Origin of the sequence: Streptomyces sp. RB17 (assembly GCF_009604455.1) — a bacterium.
Taxonomy (GTDB): domain Bacteria; phylum Actinomycetota; class Actinomycetes; order Streptomycetales; family Streptomycetaceae; genus Streptomyces.
Map to the genome: position 1 here is coordinate 622,971 of NZ_WEGL01000006.1, position 16,443 is coordinate 639,413.

General features: G+C 72.3%; 19 protein-coding genes and 1 pseudogene. 13 read left to right on the top strand and 7 right to left on the bottom strand.

Features of this window, described 5'->3' with window-relative positions; translation table 11 throughout:
* Nucleotides 1-11 precede the first annotated feature (11 nt).
* Both SRB17_RS28030 and SRB17_RS28035 read left to right on the top strand, forming a co-directional pair.
* Nucleotides 12-524: a GNAT family N-acetyltransferase gene (locus SRB17_RS28030; RefSeq protein WP_153542872.1), complete on the top strand. Its 513-nt coding sequence runs from the start codon at nucleotides 12-14 to the stop codon at nucleotides 522-524.
* A 113-nt stretch (nucleotides 525-637) separates the two neighbouring features.
* Nucleotides 638-1,405 carry an ArsR/SmtB family transcription factor gene (locus SRB17_RS28035; RefSeq protein ID WP_153543047.1) on the top strand — a complete coding sequence of 256 codons (768 nt, stop codon included), beginning with the start codon at nucleotides 638-640 and terminating at the stop codon, nucleotides 1,403-1,405.
* Between the two features lie 86 nt (nucleotides 1,406-1,491).
* Here the strand turns inward: SRB17_RS28035 and SRB17_RS46665 are convergent, their stop codons facing one another.
* Nucleotides 1,492-1,926: an SPW repeat protein gene (locus tag SRB17_RS46665; protein WP_153542873.1), complete on the bottom strand. Its 435-nt coding sequence runs from the start codon at nucleotides 1,924-1,926 to the stop codon at nucleotides 1,492-1,494.
* 240 nt (nucleotides 1,927-2,166) lie between these two features.
* Nucleotides 2,167-2,259: pseudogene (locus SRB17_RS48580) on the bottom strand (helix-turn-helix domain-containing protein); the annotation flags it as partial.
* 245 nt (nucleotides 2,260-2,504) lie between these two features.
* On the opposite strand from SRB17_RS48580, the gene SRB17_RS28050 reads away from it, so the two are divergent.
* Nucleotides 2,505-2,663: a hypothetical protein gene (locus tag SRB17_RS28050; RefSeq protein WP_153542874.1), complete on the top strand. Its 159-nt coding sequence runs from the start codon at nucleotides 2,505-2,507 to the stop codon at nucleotides 2,661-2,663.
* Nucleotides 2,664-2,703: 40 nt separating this feature from the next.
* On the opposite strand, the gene SRB17_RS28055 is transcribed toward SRB17_RS28050, so the two are convergent.
* From SRB17_RS28055 to SRB17_RS46670, 3 genes are all read right to left on the bottom strand, one after another.
* Nucleotides 2,704-3,741, bottom strand: coding sequence for an acyl-CoA dehydrogenase family protein (locus SRB17_RS28055; RefSeq protein WP_153542875.1), 1,038 nt, complete (start codon nucleotides 3,739-3,741; stop codon nucleotides 2,704-2,706).
* Nucleotides 3,742-3,892: 151 nt separating this feature from the next.
* Nucleotides 3,893-4,891 carry a metallophosphoesterase family protein gene (locus SRB17_RS28060; protein ID WP_153542876.1) on the bottom strand — a complete coding sequence of 333 codons (999 nt, stop codon included), beginning with the start codon at nucleotides 4,889-4,891 and terminating at the stop codon, nucleotides 3,893-3,895.
* Nucleotides 4,888-5,397 (bottom strand): cupredoxin domain-containing protein, encoded by a 510-nt coding sequence (locus SRB17_RS46670; RefSeq protein ID WP_228396312.1) that lies wholly within the window; start codon nucleotides 5,395-5,397, stop codon nucleotides 4,888-4,890. Before SRB17_RS46670 ends, SRB17_RS28060 begins: the two co-directional genes overlap by 4 nt.
* A 157-nt stretch (nucleotides 5,398-5,554) precedes the next feature.
* On the opposite strand from SRB17_RS46670, the gene SRB17_RS28070 reads away from it, so the two are divergent.
* From SRB17_RS28070 to SRB17_RS28115, 10 genes are all read left to right on the top strand, one after another.
* Nucleotides 5,555-6,157, top strand: a complete 603-nt coding sequence (locus tag SRB17_RS28070) for a sigma-70 family RNA polymerase sigma factor (protein ID WP_153542877.1) — start codon at nucleotides 5,555-5,557, stop codon at nucleotides 6,155-6,157.
* Nucleotides 6,158-6,182: 25 nt separating this feature from the next.
* The gene (locus SRB17_RS28075) at nucleotides 6,183-6,974 is read left to right on the top strand and encodes a zf-HC2 domain-containing protein (protein ID WP_153542878.1); all 792 of its coding nucleotides are present in this window, start codon (nucleotides 6,183-6,185) and stop codon (nucleotides 6,972-6,974) included.
* A gap of 155 nt (nucleotides 6,975-7,129) precedes the next feature.
* Nucleotides 7,130-7,558 (top strand): ATP-binding protein, encoded by a 429-nt coding sequence (locus SRB17_RS28080; RefSeq protein WP_228396313.1) that lies wholly within the window; start codon nucleotides 7,130-7,132, stop codon nucleotides 7,556-7,558.
* Between the two features lie 49 nt (nucleotides 7,559-7,607).
* Nucleotides 7,608-7,805, top strand: coding sequence for a hypothetical protein (locus tag SRB17_RS46675; RefSeq protein WP_416237095.1), 198 nt, complete (start codon nucleotides 7,608-7,610; stop codon nucleotides 7,803-7,805).
* 114 nt (nucleotides 7,806-7,919) lie between these two features.
* Nucleotides 7,920-9,242 carry an aldehyde dehydrogenase family protein gene (locus tag SRB17_RS28090; protein WP_323376330.1) on the top strand — a complete coding sequence of 441 codons (1,323 nt, stop codon included), beginning with the start codon at nucleotides 7,920-7,922 and terminating at the stop codon, nucleotides 9,240-9,242.
* A 41-nt stretch (nucleotides 9,243-9,283) separates the two neighbouring features.
* Nucleotides 9,284-10,189, top strand: a complete 906-nt coding sequence (locus SRB17_RS28095) for an aldo/keto reductase (protein ID WP_153542879.1) — start codon at nucleotides 9,284-9,286, stop codon at nucleotides 10,187-10,189.
* Between the two features lie 1,215 nt (nucleotides 10,190-11,404).
* Nucleotides 11,405-11,785, top strand: a complete 381-nt coding sequence (locus SRB17_RS28100) for a BlaI/MecI/CopY family transcriptional regulator (RefSeq protein WP_153542880.1) — start codon at nucleotides 11,405-11,407, stop codon at nucleotides 11,783-11,785.
* The gene (locus tag SRB17_RS28105) at nucleotides 11,782-12,717 is read left to right on the top strand and encodes a M48 family metalloprotease (RefSeq protein WP_153542881.1); all 936 of its coding nucleotides are present in this window, start codon (nucleotides 11,782-11,784) and stop codon (nucleotides 12,715-12,717) included. The genes SRB17_RS28100 and SRB17_RS28105 overlap by 4 nt, the downstream gene beginning before the upstream one ends.
* Nucleotides 12,718-12,847: 130 nt before the next feature.
* A complete protein-coding gene (locus SRB17_RS28110) occupies nucleotides 12,848-13,234 on the top strand; it encodes a VOC family protein (RefSeq protein ID WP_153542882.1) in 387 nt (128 codons plus the stop codon).
* A gap of 62 nt (nucleotides 13,235-13,296) precedes the next feature.
* Complete coding sequence (locus SRB17_RS28115) at nucleotides 13,297-14,376, top strand: adenosine deaminase (protein ID WP_153542883.1); 1,080 nt, start codon at nucleotides 13,297-13,299, stop codon at nucleotides 14,374-14,376.
* Here the strand turns inward: SRB17_RS28115 and SRB17_RS28120 are convergent.
* Both SRB17_RS28120 and SRB17_RS28125 read right to left on the bottom strand, forming a co-directional pair.
* Entirely contained in the window at nucleotides 14,358-14,873 is a 516-nt protein-coding gene (locus SRB17_RS28120; protein WP_153542884.1) for a mycothiol transferase, read from the bottom strand. The genes SRB17_RS28115 and SRB17_RS28120 overlap by 19 nt on opposite strands.
* A gap of 28 nt (nucleotides 14,874-14,901) precedes the next feature.
* Complete coding sequence (locus SRB17_RS28125) at nucleotides 14,902-16,404, bottom strand: carotenoid oxygenase family protein (RefSeq protein ID WP_153542885.1); 1,503 nt, start codon at nucleotides 16,402-16,404, stop codon at nucleotides 14,902-14,904.
* Nucleotides 16,405-16,443 lie beyond the last annotated feature (39 nt).

The window sequence follows — 16,443 nt, forward strand, 5'->3', positions numbered from 1 at the left end:
GACTTTCGTCCATGACCGAAACCAGCAATGCTGACGTCTCCGTCCGTCCCGCGACCCCCGAGGACCGGCCCACCGTCGAGCGGCTGTGGCTGATGTTCCGCCACGACCTGTCCGAGTTCTACGGCGTGCTGCCCGCCCACGACGGCACCTTCCGCAGCGATCGCGTCGAGCACGTCTTCACCGCGCCCGGCTGGGTGCCGTATCTGCTGACCTGCGGTGACCGCCCCGTCGGCCTGGCCTTCGTGCGCGGGCTCGACGGGCCGGTACGGGTGCTGAACAGCTTCTTCGTGGTGCGCGGGGCGCGGCGCCGGGGGATCGGGCTCCGGGCCGTGCGCGAGGTGCTGGGCCGGCACCCCGGGGCGTGGGAGATCGCCTTCCAGCAGGACAACGCGACCGCCGTGCGCTTCTGGCGGCGCGTCGCCGAGGACCTGGCCCCCGGCGCCTGGACGCGCGAGCTGCGTCCGGTCCCGGACCGGCCGGAGCTGGACCCGGACGTCTGGATCTCCTTCACCGTGCCCCGCTGAGCCGGCCCGCGGCACCGGCCCGCGGCACCGGCCTGTGGCCTGCCGGGCCCACGGTTGACATGCAAGTAATTACCTGCATAACGTTGAGTGTGCGATCAGAGGACGACACCGGGATGGACAAGGTCTTCAAGGCGCTGGCCGACGACACACGCAGGCGCCTGCTGGACCGGCTCCATGAGAACAACGGCCAGACCCTGGGAGAGCTGTGCGGGCGCATCGCCATGACGCGCCAGTCGGTCACCCAGCATCTGGCGGTCCTGGAGGCCGCCAACCTGATCAGCACGGTGCGGCGGGGGCGGGAGAAGCTGCACTACCTCAACCCCGTACCGCTCCACGAGATCCAGGAGCGGTGGATCGACAAGTTCGAGCGCCCGCGCCTTGCCGCGCTCGGCGCCCTGAAGCGACGAGCTGAGGAAGCCATGACCGACAAGCCGAGTTTCGTGTACGTCACCTACATCGCGAGCACCCCCGAGAAGGTGTGGGAGGCGCTCACGGACGCCGACCTGACGGCCGCCTACTGGGGCCACCGCAACGAGTCCGACTGGCGGCCCGGCTCCCGCTGGGCGCATGTGCGCACCGACGGTTCCGGCATCGCCGACGTGGTCGGCAAGGTGGTGGAGAGCGAGCCGCCGACCCGGCTGGTCACCACGTGGGCCGCGCCCGACGACGAGAGCCGGGAGGAGCGGCACTCGCGCGTCACCTTCGAGATCAGCCCGTACGAGGACATCGTCCGGCTGACCGTCGTCCATGAGGACCTCAACGACGAGGGCGAGCGCTCGGACGTCGCCTCCGGCTGGCCGGCCGTGCTGTCCAACCTCAAGTCGCTGCTGGAGACCGGCCGGACGCTGCCGCAGGAGCCCTGGCTGGTGCCGGGCCGCTGAGCGGACGCGAGGGGGCCGGTCCGCCCGGGCGGACCGGCCTCACGTACTGCCCGTTCTTCCTGTTCTTCCCTTCCGTGCGTCTCCTGTCACGGCCTGGGGGTGCTCCGCGCCGCCGTACCGGCACAGACCAGGCCGAGCAGGAGCGCGAGTGCGCCGATGATGACGTTGTTGATGATCACGCCCTTGTCCGGGCCACTGCCCACGATCCAGGGGGCGATGATCATCCAGATGCCCATGGCGCACATGGCCCAGCTGAGGCCGTACATCCGCTCGGGGGCCCGGGTGAATCCCAGTGCCAGCAGACCTATCGCTATGCCCATGATCAGGTTGTGGGTCATGAGCGCGGGCTGGCTCGTCGTGTAGTGCACTATCCACGGAGATGCCGCGCAGTACAGCCCGAGCAGGAAGACCGGCCCGTCCACGAGCGCCACATCACGACCGCCGAGCATGCGGGCGTAGCGTGCCCGCATTTCGGAGACATCGGGGTGGGTCGATATATCACCCCTGTGCACGTTGGCCATAACTCGTCTCCTTTGACTTGCAGGCCAGACCGTGTCTGGTGCGGTGTATACGGTTACCACCGCATGCTTCCAGTTTGCTCTTATTTTTTCTTTATGTGTAGGCCCGTGTGCGTACTTGCATGTCAGTCGTGGTGGCGTCGGCGATCGACAGCCCGCCACGAGCCCGCGCGGGACCGCCGTCTGCTGCATGCCCACCACCTCGACCCGGGTCACCGGATGTGCCGCGCTCATCGTGGCCGGTGACCGCTTCCGCTCCAGCAGGTCGACCCCGGGCTCCCGCTCCAGATTCCGCAGGGCATCGCTCAACGCGGGCTGCGACAGGCGCAGTTCGTCGGCCGCCCGGCGCGGTCAGGTCCGCTGCCGGAGCTGCGCAAGAGGTTCCCCCGGGTGCCGGAGACCGTGTGGCGGCGGCTGGAGGCCGTGGACGCCCGCGAGTTCACCACCGCGGTCGGCGCGATGGCGGTGCTGCCGGCCACCGCGTGCGCCGACGGCCACCGGAGCGGGGGCCGGTCCGCCGTCCAACCGGGCCGCGCTCAGCGCCTTCGGGCTGCGCCCCGGGCTCCGCGACCACGCCCCTGGTGGTCCTCCCGTTCACCCTGTGGGCCCGCGGCCGGCTGTGCCGCTCCGGTGCCCCGCGTCCCACCCGCCCACGGCACCTGGCCGAGGGCCTCGTCTTCGCGGCGGCGGCCACGGTCGTCACCCGCACGCCGGCCCAGGGCGTACTGCGCCGACGGTGACGGCGAGGCTCCTGACCGGCGCAGACGCCGAGGCCCGGGCTCAGGCACCGCCCAGCGCCCGCAGATGTGCCGTACGGGTCTCGGCTGTCTGGCCCTGCACCAGCAGGAACAGCGCCTCCCGGGCGAGGCGCTGGGCGCGGCTCGTCAGGGCCATCGACCGGCCGCCCCCGGCGACCACCGCCGCCGTGGTCGCCGTACGCAGCACCTCGTACGCCTCCGCGCGCACCGTCAGCCGCTCGGCGACCCGCTCCAGCGGTTCCGGATGGTCGGCCAGGGCGTAGGCCCGGCGGCGGACGTCGGCGAGCCGGGCCGTGAGCGGGGCGGCGGTCTCCGCGTCCAGCAAGGACAGGGCGGCCTGAGTGAGGCCGAAGACCGCGGGGCTCGCGTTCAGCGTCCTGGCCCGGTCCCGGGGCGCCAACCGCTCGTACGGCATCCGCAGCGCCACCGCCTCCTCGGGCAGCCACAGCCCGGTCAGCTCCAGCGACACCGTGCGCGCGGCGCTGAGCGCGGCGAGGCGCATCGGGTCCGAGGCCCGGAGCCCCGGTTGCTCGCGCGCCTCGGCGAACGCGAGCAGCGCCTCGCCCGCGTCGGTCGTCCCGGCGAGCAGCATCACGTCGTTCAGGCCCCACCCGGTGTACCAGGGCACGGTGCCGTCGAACCGCCAGCCGCCGCCCTCCCGGCGGACGCGTACCGGGACAGCCGGATACGACCGCAGATGCGCGTACGCCACCCCGGACATCAGCTCGCCCCGGGACAGCGGGCCCAACAGCCGGTCCCGTACCGGGAGTTCGCTCTGTGTCAGGATCTGCACCGGCGTGTGGTGCTGGGTCTGCACGAACCACGTCGAACAGCACGCCCCGGCGAGGATCTCCGCGATCCGGCGGACCACGGCCGGCGACGCGCCCGAGCCGCCGTACGCGGCCGGAGCGCCCGCCCCGAGCAGCCCGGACCGTTTCACCGCCTCGATGTGGCTCGTCGGCACGCCCTCCTGGTCGACCCGCTCGGCCTGAGGAATCAGCAGGTCCGTGGCGAGCCGGTGGGCGCGGTCGAGGAGCGGATGTGCGGTGGTGGCTGTCATACGGAGGATTGTTTCGAAGGTTTCGGGCCGCCGTACCTCGACGGGGCGCTGGAGCGGGGCCGCAAGGCCGCCCTGGCCACGACGCTGCCTGTCGAGGTACGGCCCTTCGTGGACCGGAACCGGACTCATCCGGTGACGAGCCTCGCGGCGTTCATGCCAGCCTCTCGTCCTTGATCGCCAGCTGCTGGTCTCCCCGCCGGTATCCCACGGTGCGGATGCCGAGCGCGTCCTTCAGCTGCCGGGCGGGCACGACCTGGGGAGTGGGGGCGGGTGCCCGGCCCGGCTTGGGCAGCGGGTAGGCGGTGGTGGTGGCGGAGTGGAAGGTGATGTTGCCCTCCGTCTTGGTGAAGAGCTGGTGGACGTGTCCGTTGAGACAGGTGACCGAGGAGAAGCGGCGCAGGAGCGCGATCACCTTCAGCGCGTCGTCCGTGCTCCAGCCCCACTTCGGGTACATGGCGAACAGCGGGATGTGGCTGAAGACCACGACAGGGGTGTCCGACGGCAGGCCGGAGAGGTCCTTGCGGACGAAGTCGATCTGCTCGGTGCCGAGGTGACCGAGCTTCTCCAGGCGCAGGGTGTTGACCAGCGCGACGAAGTGCACCCCGTGGGTGTCGAAGCTGTACCAGCCGTCGCCGAGCGTGCCCTTGCCGAAGGCCTGCCGGTAGGCGCGGCCCGCGTCGCCGATGGAGTCGTGCTCGCCCGGCACGGTGAAGACACGATCCGTCCGCAGCCCGGCCAGCATCTGCCTGACCTGGTCGAACTGTCCCGCCGTGGACAGGTGGGTCAGGTCGCCGCTGTGCATCACGAAGTCGGGCCTGAACCCCAGCCCGTTGACCTGATGGACCGCTTCGGTGAACGAGCCGACCACGTCCGTGTTGGCGGGACCCTGGAAGCCGATGTGACTGTCGGAGACCTGGACGAACCGCAGGGCACCGTTCGGTGACCCGGCGGCCCCGGCGGCCGCCGCGGCGGCGTCCCGGGTGCCGGCGACATGGCTGATCACCTCGCCGCCGGCCACGGTGAGCACGACGGCCCCACCGAACCATCCGGCGTGCCGCAGGAGTTGGCGCCGGGTCATGCCGTGCTCGGTCGCGGGCTCTTCGGCGCCGCCGGCCGGTGCCGGACCCTGATGATCGTCGTACGCGGTCATGAGGTCACCTCCACGGTGCCGGTCATGAACGGGTGGATGGTGCACACGTAGGCGTAGCTGCCGGGCTTGGTGAACGTGTAGGTGTAGCTGCCGTGCGTGGCGAGGGCGGGCGAGTGCAGCGGGCCGCCCGCGCCGGCACTGGTGACGGTGTGGGCGTCGGTGTCCTCATTGGTCCAGGTCACCGTCGTGCCCGCCGTGACCTTCAGCGTGGCCGGAGAGAACGCGAAGTTCTTGATCGCCACGGCGTCGGCGGACACTGGTGTGGCGGCCGTAGCCCTGCTCGGAGAGGAGGGGGGCATGGTCATGCTGGGCGTCCCCGAGGCGCCGGGCATCCCGGCCGGCTGATGCTGACCCGGGCCGGGCGTGAGGGAGCCGGCGGCCGAGGGGCGGGGTGAGTGGCCGCACGCGCTCAGGAGCCCCAGTACACCGGCGGTGGCCACGGCCAGCCCGGCCGCACAGCGCGATCGGCGGCCCAGGGGGCGGAAGTTGACGTACATGATGTTCATTCCCCAGTGATCGGATGGTGCCGTGTTGCGACGGCTCATGCCTGGTTTCACGGGCGGCGGTGTCGCGCGGTTCGGTCGATACACGCCTTTTGTTCTGTTTCTCGGCAACCACTGGAGATGACACGACAAACACGGTGATATGCGTGATGATCGGCCTATGCCATGGAGTGCTCGAAAACGTGGTGAAGCGATCGATCCGCATCGCTCCGGGCGCCGTGTCTCGGGTAACGGGACCATTTCGACCACGGACGAGGAACTGCTCCGGGCTCTGTACGCCGAGCACGCGGGCCCCCTGTTCCACTACGCACTGCGACTGACGTCAGGAGACCGGCAGTGGGCCGAGGATGTCGTGCAGGAGACGTTGCTGCGGGCATGGCAGCATCCCGCCGCGTTCGATCCCGCACGCGGTCCGGCGCGCGCCTGGCTGTGCACGGTCGCCCGGCATCTGGTCATCGACATGCACCGGGCCCGGCAGGCGAGGCCGGCGGAGGTGGGTGGCGAGGCCCTGGAGCGGGCCGCGGAGCAGACGCCGGGCGAGGACCGGATCGAGCAGGCGTTGCAGAGCTGGGCCGTGGCCGACGCCATCCGGACGCTGTCCGCGGACCACCGTGCCGTACTGCTGGAGACCTACTACCGGGGCCGGACCGTGGCGCAGGCCGCGGAGGTGCTGGGCATCCCGCCGGGCACCGTCAAGTCGCGGACCTACTACGCCCTGCACGCCCTCCGGCTGGCGCTGCGGGAACGAGGCATCGAGTCATGACCACGGCGTGGAGGAGGTGCCGGCCATGAACGCGGATCACGACGCCCTCCGGCTGGCGCTGGGAGCGTATGTCCTGGGCACGCTGTCCCCGGCGGAGACCGAACGGGTGCGCGCGCACCTCGCGGAATGCGACGTGTGCGGGACGGAACACGCCGAGCTGGCCGGACTTCCGGCGCTGCTCGCGACGGTCACCGCGGCGGAAGCCGAGGGTGGGCCCGTGCCGGTCGGCGACGAGGACCCGGCCGACCGGCTGGTGCGACGGGCGGCGGAGAGCGCCGGGGGCCCACCCCGGGCGCCGGCCGACACGTCCACGGTGCCCCGGGCCCCGGAGGCGGGACTGCTCGACCGGATGCTTCAGCAGGCCGCCGCCAGGCGCCGTAGGACATGGCGGCGGCAACTGGCCGGTGCGGCCGCGTCGCTGACGCTGGTCGCCGGGGCGGCGGTCGGCGGCACCTGGCTGGCGATCAGCGGCTCCGTGACCGGCCAGGCGACACGGCCCGCACCGGTCACGCCGGCGCCGTCGCGCGTCTTCTCCGGCAGCGACCCCACCACCGGTGTCACTGCTTCGGTGCGGGTCTCACCGTCGTCGTGGGGCAGTGTGCTGGAGATCTCCGCCCGGGGGGCGCCCGCGGGCATCACCTGTCGGCTGCAGGCGGTCGGGCCCGGTGGAGCCAGGTCGGACGCCGCCACCTGGCGTGCGGGGAAGTACCCGGCCGGCACCACCGTCCCCGGGGCGGTTCCCCTGTCGCCGACGGCCATCGAGCACTTCGAGATCGTCGCGGGCAACGGCCAGAAGCTGGTCACGATCCGGGCGTGAGTCAAAGAAGCGTGAGTCAAAGAAGCGTGAGTCAAAGAACGTGAGTCAAAGAAGTTGAGCAAAAGGGGCAAATCGCTCGAACCATATGCATGCGTCGCCCGTAGAACTGAATGAGTGCTCACATCCAGGTTCCTACGCAGAAGAGCCGGAAGACCATGTTCGTGACCGATTCCGCCCGTGCCGGCTCATCCCCCGCACGGTCCTGCCGCCACCAGGCGATGCTCACCCTGCCCGCGCAGGAGGCGCATGTCCCCGCCGCTCGTCATCTCGCGGCGGAGCTGCTGGAGTGCTGGCGCGTGCCCGAGAACGAGCGGGACTCCGCCGTCCTCATCGTCGACGAACTCGCCGCCAACGCCGCCCGGTACGGCCACGAACGCATGACGCTGCTGCTCGCCCTCGACGGCGGCACCCTGCACATCGTGGTCAGTGACTCCGGAACCGCGGTCGAGCGCGCCCGCCACGACGTGGCCCCGGACGAGCACGGCCGCGGCACCGGCATCGTCGACTCCCTCGCCCAGTCGACCGAGGTCCACCAGACGCGCCGGGGCCGGGAAGTCCGCGCCTGTCTGCGGTGCTCGGCATGATGGAGCCCCGTGGGCTTCCGGGGGCGCCCGTGCCAGGGTCCCGGCCGGGGTGCTCAGCCTCGTCGACTTCCTGGACCTCGGCCGGTGTCACGTGCTGCACGCTGTCCGCGCCGACCTGCTGCGCCGCCTGGGCCGCACCGCCGAGGCGGTGACGGGGTACCGCGTGGCCGCCGAGGCGGCCGGGAGCGAGGTCGCGTGGGCCCGCCCGGAGCGGCAGCGGCGTGAGACCGCCCCCACGACGACGTGATCCGCGTCACCGCGAGCCTCCGGAATGAACGTGAGGACCTGAAAGGTTGGCAAATACATCCACCGAGGACCTAGGCTCGGGCCGAACCCGCCCGTGCACACCAGCGAGGCATCCGTGATCAACCCCGCAATCGAGCAGCCCTCCGACGTCGTGGCCCGGCTGCGCGCCGCCTTCGCCACCGGTCGCACCAAGCCCGTCGAGTGGCGCACCGGTCAGCTGCGCCGGCTGCGCGCGCTGCTCACCGAGCGGGGCGCCGACCTCGCCGCCGCCCTCCACGCCGACCTCGGCAAGAGCAGCGCCGAGGCGTACCGCACCGAGATCGACTTCACCCTCCGCGAGATCGACCACACCCTGGAGCACCTGGCGGACTGGCTGCGCCCGGAGCCCGCGCCCGTCCCGGCCCACCTCGGCGCCGACGCGACGGCCTGGACGCAGTACGACCCCCTCGGCGTCGTCCTCGTCATCGCCCCCTGGAACTACCCGGCGCAGCTGCTGCTCGCCCCCATGGCCGGCGCCCTGGCCTCCGGCAACGCGGTCGTCGCCAAGCCGAGCGAGCTGGCCCCGGCCACCTCGGCCGCCCTCGCCGAGCTGATCCCGGCCTATCTGGACACCGACGCCGTCGCCGTGGTGGAGGGCGGCGTCCCGGAGACCACGGCCCTGCTGGCCGAGCGCTTCGACCACATCTTCTACACCGGCAACGGCGCCGTCGGACGGATCGTGATGCGCGCCGCCGCCGAGCACCTCACCCCCGTCACCCTCGAACTGGGCGGCAAGTCCCCGGTGTTCGTGGACCGCGACGCGGACCCGGAGGTGGTCGCGGACCGGCTCGCCCGCGGCAAGTTCCTCAACGCCGGCCAGACCTGTGTCGCCCCGGACTACGTCCTGACCGACCCGGAGACCGCGGCCGCCCTGGAGGCCGCTCTGGTGCGCGCGGTGAAGGCGCTGTTCGGCGCCGACCCGGCCACCTCGCCCGAGTACGGCCGGATCATCAACGAGCGGCACTTCGACCGGCTGTCCGGGCTGCTCGGCTCCGGTCGGATCGCGGTCGGCGGCGAGAGCGACCGCGACGCCAAGTACATCGCGCCGACCGTCCTCGCGGACGTCGACCCGAAGTCGCCCGTGATGCAGGAGGAGATCTTCGGCCCGATCCTGCCCGTCGTCACCGTGTCCGGCCTCGACGAGGCGATCGCCTTCATCAACGACCGCGACAAGCCGCTCGCGCTGTACGTGTTCACCGAGTCCGAGCGGACCCGTGCCCGCATCGCCGCCGAGACCTCCTCCGGCGGCCTCGGTTACGGCCTGCCCCTGGCCCACCTCACCGTCTCCGATCTGCCGTTCGGCGGGGTGGGGGAGAGCGGCATGGGCAGCTACCACGGCCGGTACTCCATCGAGACGTTCAGCCACCGCAAGGCGGTCCTGGACAAGCCGCTGAGCTGAATTCGCCTGCGTGGCACTGCGGATGTGCGAGACTCCGCCGAATGACCGCTGAAACGATCACCGCGGACGCCTCCGGCACTTTCGCACTCGGCGACCTGCCCGTCCACCGCGTCGGCTTCGGAGCGATGCGGCTGACGGGCAGCGCCGCGTTCCACCTCGGTACGCCCAGCGACCGGGCACGCTCCATCGCCGTGCTGCGGCGGGCCGTCGAACTCGGCGTGAACCACATCGACACCGCCGCCTTCTACTTCTCCGCCACGCGCTCCGCCAACGAGCTGATCAACACCGCGCTCGCCCCGTACGCCGACGACCTGGTCATCGCCACGAAGGTCGGTCCCTTCCGCGACTATCACGGCGAGTGGGGCACCTCGGCCCGGCCCGACCAACTGCGCGGCCACGTGGAGGAGAACCTGCGCCAGCTCGGGCGTGACCACCTCGACGTGGTCTACCTGCGCCGGATGCACCAGGAGTCGATCGCCGAGCACTTCGGCGCGCTCGCCGAACTGCGCGAGGCCGGCCTGATCCGCCACCTGGGCATCTCCGGTGTCGGACCGCGCCACCTCGCCGAGGCGCTGGAGATCGCCCCGGTGGTGTGCCTGCAGAACCGTTACGCCCTGGACAGGCCCGATCCCGTCGACGACGAGATGCTGCGCCTGTGCGGCGAACACGGCATCGCGTTCGTCCCCTTCTTCGCCGTCGCGGGCGCGGCAGGTCCGCGGGCGGCGACCGACACCCACGACGACACCGTGCGCGACATCGCCCGCGCCCATGGAGTGAGCCCCGCGCAGATACGCCTCGCCTGGACCCTGCAGCAAGGCCCCCATGTCCTCGCCATACCAGGCACCGGCAATCCGGACCACCTCGCCGAGAACGTCGCGGCGGGCGCGCTGCGCCTCACGCCGGACGAACTGACCCGACTGGATGCCCTGCACACCCGTACGACATGACCCGCCCCGGCCGCCGCCCCGGCGCCCCCGCTGGACGGCGGCCCCGGGTCCCCGGTCCTGGCTGGCGGTGCCTGGTCGTGGCGCCGGGTCCTCGGTCTTGGTCGGCGGTGCCTGGTCGTGGCGCCGGGTCCTCGGTCTTGGGCGGCGGTGCCTGGTCGTGGCGCCGGGTCCTCGGTCTTGGTCGGCGGTGCCTGGTCGTGGCGCCGGGTCCTCGGTCTTGGTCGGCGGTGCCTGGTCGTGGCGCCGGGTCCTCGGTCTTGGGCGGCGGTGCCGAGCCGTGTTCCCCAGGCTCCCCGGTCTTGGGCGGCGGTGCCTGGCCGTGGCGCCGGGTCCTCGGTCTTGGGTGGCGGTGCCGAGCCGTGGCGCCGGGCCAGGTCTCGGGCGGCCGTTCGTGGCCGTGGCGCCGGGTTCCTGGTCTTGGGCGGTGCTTCCGAGCCGTGTTTCCCAGGGTGCCCGGTCTTGGGGGGCCGGTGCCTGGTCGTGGCGCCGGGTCCTCGGTCTTGGGCGGCGGTGCCGAGCCGTGGCGCCGGGCCAGGTCTCGGGCGGCCGTCCGTGGCCGTGGCGCCGGGTCCCTGGTCTTGGGCGGCGGTGCCGAGCCGTGGCGCCGGGCCAGGTCTCGGGCGGCCGTCCGTGGCCGTGGCGCCGGGTCCCTGGTCTTGGGCGGTGCTTCCGAGCCGTGTTTCCCAGGGTGCCCGGTCTTGGGCGGCGGTGCCTGGTTGTGGCGCCGGGTCCTCGGTCTTGGGCGGCGGTGCCGAGCCGTGGCGCCGGGCCAGGTCTCGGGCGGCCGTCCGTAGCGTGATGCCGGCCCTGATCTCGGGCGGCGGCCCCAAGCCGTCGCTCCGGGCCCGTGCCTGCCGGACGCTGGTCCAGCGATTGCCCCAGCCTCCAGCCGCAGCCCCAGGTCCCAGTCGGCCAAGCCTCAGCCGCATCCGTAGCCCAGCGCCCAGTCCCAGCATGGCTCCAGTTCTCAGCCACAGCCCAGGTCCCGGCCGCCGCGGCACAGGCCTCGGCCATAGCCCCGGCCCCCAGCCAGTCCAGGCCTCAGCCATAACCCCAGCTCCCAGAGCCACAACCCCACCCCCGCATCCTCGACAACGGCCCCCATCCCACCGCCCTCCCATAATGGGGCGGGGCACAGCCGTACGAACGCTCGGCTGACTACTATCGTGTAGACGGTCGCCCGGGCCGCACACGAAGACGGGGTGAGGACGTTCCATGACCGAGGCGAAGGACGAGCGCCGGCCGGCCGGTGAGCTGGAGGCGAGCATCATGGCCGCGCTGTGGGCCGCCGGCGCCCCGCAGACGCCCGGCCAGGTCCAGCTGCGTCTCGGCGCCGACCTGGCCCGTACCACGGTGACCACGATCCTCACCCGCCTGTACGACAAGGGCGTCGTCGAGCGGCACCGCGAGGGCCGCGGCTACGCCTACCTCCCGGTCCGGGACGTCCAGGACGCGCACGGACTCACCGCCCGCCGGATGCACAGCGAACTCGACCGGGACAGCGACCGCGAAACCGTCCTCGCCCGCTTCGTCGCCCAGCTCAGCCCCGACGACGAACGGGTCCTGCGCGACCTGCTCGAACCCGACGAACGATGACCGCACTCCTCCTGCTGCCCCTGCTGCTGCCGTTCGCCCTGCCGGCCCTGGCCCGCCGGGCCCTGGACCGGCTGGCCCCGGTCGCCGCGCTGTGGGCCGTCACCGGCTGTGCCGTCGTCCTCGCCGGCAGCTCACTGGCCGCGCTGGGCTCCTTCGTGCTCATCGGGCTGCTCAAGGTCCCGCTCTTCGCCGCGCTCGGCGAGCTGATCCATCCCCTGCACACCGCCTCGGACCTCGTCGTGCTTCCGGCCGCCGCCACCTCCGTCGGCGTGCTCGCCGTGTGCGGCTGGACCCTGGTGCGCTCGGTGCTGCACCAGACCAGGGCCTTCCGCGCGGCCCGTACGGAGGCCGGGCGGGGCCCCTCGGCCGGCGACCTGTGCGTGGTCGAATCGCCCCGCCCCGACGCCTACGCGCTGCCCGGCCGCCCGCACCGCATCGTGGTCACCACCGCGATGCTGCGCAGCCTGGACGGCCCCGAGCGGGAAGCGCTGTTCGCGCACGAGCGGGCGCACAACGACGGCCACCACCACTACCTCCTCGCCGCCGCCGAGCTCGCCGCGCACTGCCATCCGGCGCTCCGCCCGGTCCGCGGGACGATCCGCCTGGCCGCCGAGCGCGCCGCCGACGAGGCCGCAGCCGCCAGCGTCGGCGACCGGCGCCTGATCGCCCGGGCCATCGCCCGCGCGGCGCTCGCCGGGCAGGCGTCCCGCTCAGCCCGCTCGGGGCGTCCCGACTTCGCGCCCGCCGCGACCACCGGCCCCGTCCCGCAGCGCGTCCAGGCCCTGCTGGCCGTCCCTCTCGTGCCCCGGGCCGGCTGCGTCGTCGCCGCCCTCCTCATCGCGTGCACGGCCGTCTCCTGCGCGGCCTCGGTCGCCGGCATGGCCGACTTCCACCACCGGGTGGAGATCGCCCAGGGCGACGAGACTCCCTGACCCGGTGCGCCCGGAGAACACCCGGGGCAACCTTTCGGCGAACATGGGGCAACGCGCGTAGACCAGAACTGGCGCCCGCGAAGTTTTACGTATAACCTCACGCGCTAACCGCCCACACCGGAAGGTCCCGATGCGACGCGTCGCCCTGGTCACCCTCGTCGTCGACGACTACGACGAGGCCATCCGCTTCTACACCGAGGCCCTCGGCTTCCGGCTCGCCGAGGACGGCCCGCGCCCCGACGGCTCGCGCTGGGTCGTCGTGGAACCGGGCGGCCCCGGCACCGGACTGCTGCTGGCCCGCGCCAAAAGCGAGACCCAGCGGGCCCGCGTCGGCGACCAGACCGGCGGACGCGTCGGGTTCTTCCTGCACACCGACGACTTCGCCCGCGACCACGCCCGGATGACCGCGGCCGGCGTGACCTTCCTGGAAGAGCCACGCCACGAGCCGTACGGCACCGTCGCCGTCTTCCAGGACCTGTACGGCAACCGCTGGGACCTGCTCCAGCCCGCCGACTGAGCTTCCCTTCGCGGCACGCTCCTGCCGCCGCTTCGAACCGCCTGCACAAGGAAAGACCCGCCATGACTGCTACGCGCGTAGACACAGACGTGATCCGCCGTCTCCCCAAGGCCGTGCTGCACGACCACCTCGACGGCGGCCTGCGCCCCGCCACCGTCGTCGAACTCGCGGCGGAGATCGGTCACACCCTGCCCACCACCGACCCCGACGAACTGGCCGCCTGGTACTTCGAGGCCGCCAACTCCGGCGACCTGGTCCGCTACATAGCCACCTTCGAGCACACCCTCGCCGTCATGCAGACCCGTGCGGGCCTGCTGCGCACCGCCGAGGAGTACGTGCTGGACCTCGCCGCCGACGGTGTCGTCTACGCCGAGGTGCGCTACGCCCCCGAGCTGAACACGCGGGGCGGGCTGACGATGCGCGAGGTCGTGGAGACCGTGCAGGAGGGCCTCGCCGCCGGCATGGCCAAGGCGGCCGCCGCCGGCACTCCCGTACGGGTCGGGACCCTGCTGTGCGGCATGCGGATGTTCGACCGGGTCCGCGAGGCCGCCGACCTGGCCGTGGCCTACCGCGACGCCGGTGTCGTCGGCTTCGACATCGCCGGCGCCGAGGACGGCTTCCCGCCCGCCGACCACCTCGAGGCCTTCGAGCACCTGCGCCGCGAGAGCGTGCCCTTCACCATCCACGCCGGCGAGGCGCACGGCCTGCCCAGCATCCACCAGGCCCTGCAGGTGTGCGGCGCCCAGCGCATCGGCCACGGCGTCCGCCTCACGGAGGACATCCCCGACCTCGCGGCCGGCAAGCTCGGCCGGCTCGCCTCCTGGGTGCGCGACCGCCGCATCGCCCTGGAGATGTGCCCCACCTCCAACCTGCAGACCGGCTGCGCCACCTCGATCGCCGAGCACCCGATCACGGCCCTGAAGGACCTCGGCTTCCGGGTCACCCTCAACACCGACAACCGACTGGTCTCCGGTACGACGATGACCCGGGAGATGTCCCTGCTGGTCGAGGAGGCCGGCTGGACCGTCGAGGACCTGCGCACGGTCACGGTGAACGCCCTCAAGAGCGCCTTCGTCCCGTTCGACGAGCGCAAGGCCCTCATCGAGGACGTGGTCCTGCCGGGTTACGCGGCGGCGCTCTGAACGAGCCCCCTGACGTAGGCGGCCTGTCCGACGTGCTGAAGGTCGTCGGACAGGACGCTCACCAGGCGGACGCCCAGGCTGACCGGCGGATCCCAGCGCTCGTCCACGATCCGTTCCAGATCCTTGGCGGCGAGCGAGCGCAGGGCGCCGAGCGTCTGCTCGTGCACGGCGTCGTAGTACCCGGTGAGCAGGTCGGCGGACTCGACCCGCACCTTCGCGACCTTGGCCGGGCTGTGCCCGTAGCCGGTGTCGTGGCGGGGCAGGTCGAGGCCGAAGCGCTTCTCCCAGCCCTGGGACAGCCACACCTGGTCGAGGTCGAAGGCGTCGGCGATGTGGTCGTCCTGCACCCGGGTCAGATGCCAGACGAGCCAGGCGACGGAGTTGGCGTCGGGGGCCGGGCGACGGTGCAGCGCGTCCGGTCCGAGGCGGTCGAGGGCGGCGTGGACTTCTTCCTGGATGCGGCCGTAGCCGTCGATGAGGATGTCCTTGGCATGCATACCGTCCACCATCCCAAACAGCGGGCGTTCACGCGTCCGGAACCCAGCTCCCGTGGAAACCGAGCGGCACCCGTCCGGGCAGGTGCACCCGCGCCAGTGGCTCGCCGGTGAAGTCCTGGGCGGCCAGGATCACCAGGTCGGCGGCGCCGCGGTCCGGGTCGTGGACGTACGCGATCGCGTATCCGTCGTCCTCGGCGGCCCGGTGGCCGGCAGGTACCCGCGGTACGAAAACCGCCTCGCTCGCCGCCGCGTTCCTCGGCAGCCGGTGCACCTGGGTGGTGCCGCGCAGCAGGTCGTGCTTGACGAGCGCGTTGGAGAAGGCGTCGTCGGGCGGGGTGCCGCCGTCCGCCGTCAGATACGCCGCCATCAGGCCGGCCGCCTCCGCCGTGTAGCCGTAGCGGTGCCGCCGGGACACCAACGACTCGTTCACACGCGGGAATTCCTGCGGCCGGTCGTCCAGCACCCGCTGTCGTACGCGCCCGTGGCGCAGGTCGATCGTCCAGCGCTCCAGCCTCGGGCTGCCCGTGGCGGACGGCCCGTCCGAGCCACGCCCTGCGACGTAGAACGGCGCAGGGGTGGTCGTCAGGTCGACCACCACGGACCCGCCCTCGTCGTAGGCGTTCAGGGTGTGCGAGTAGAAGACCGGCTCGATGCCGAACCAGCGCACCGGGCCCCCGGTGCGGGGCATGACACCCACCCGGGTCGGGTGGTGCGGGTTCCAGACGTAGGGCACGAGCGCGCCGTGTTCGGCCGCCGCCGCGTCGAAGGTGACCGGGATGTCGAAAAGGACGACGTGCCGCTCGGTCAGCGCGAAGTCGTGCATCATCGGCGCGTCCGCCACCGGGATCCGCGTCGTGCGGGAGATCTTCCCCGAGCGGTGCACGACCAGGTGCCGGACGTGGTCCCAGGCGGCGTTGTAGGCGACGGCGTGCAGCTCACCGGCGTGCACGTCGAGCTTGGTGTGCGCGGCGAACGCGCCCTCCACGGTGCCCTTGCAGTCGTACGTCCCCGACGTACCCAACTCGCCGTCGAGTTCGTACGGCAGCGGGCCGCCCTCCTGCAGCGCGAGGATCCTCCCCCGGTACGGGATCACGTGCGTGTTGCACGCGAAGTCCTGCTCCGGAACCGGTCCCGGATACGGCTCGCCGAGCTTCTGCGCGACCCGCGCGGAGCGCACCCAGCGGTTGCGGTACCACTCGGCCCTCCCGTCGCGCAGCCGGACGCCGTGCACCATGCCCTCGCCGAGCATCCAGTGATGGGCCCGGGGGTCCTCCAGGCCGAGGACGTTGGGTCCGTTGCGCAGGTAGCGGCCGTTCAGCTCGCGCGGGATGCGGCCCGTCACCGGCAGGTCGAAGGCCGTCAGTTCCTCCGTGACAGGTGCGAACGCCCCTTCCAGAAACGGATAGTGACGATCCGTCACCTCACGTGCGGGCCGGGCCGTCACCGGGCCGGTGCCCAGGCCGGTGAGCGCGCCCGCCGCCGCGAGTGCGGCCGTCCCGCGCAGCACGGTCCGCCGTGTGTGTTCCGCCATGACATGTCCTCCTGACCGTCGTCCTGGCCGACGGTCCTG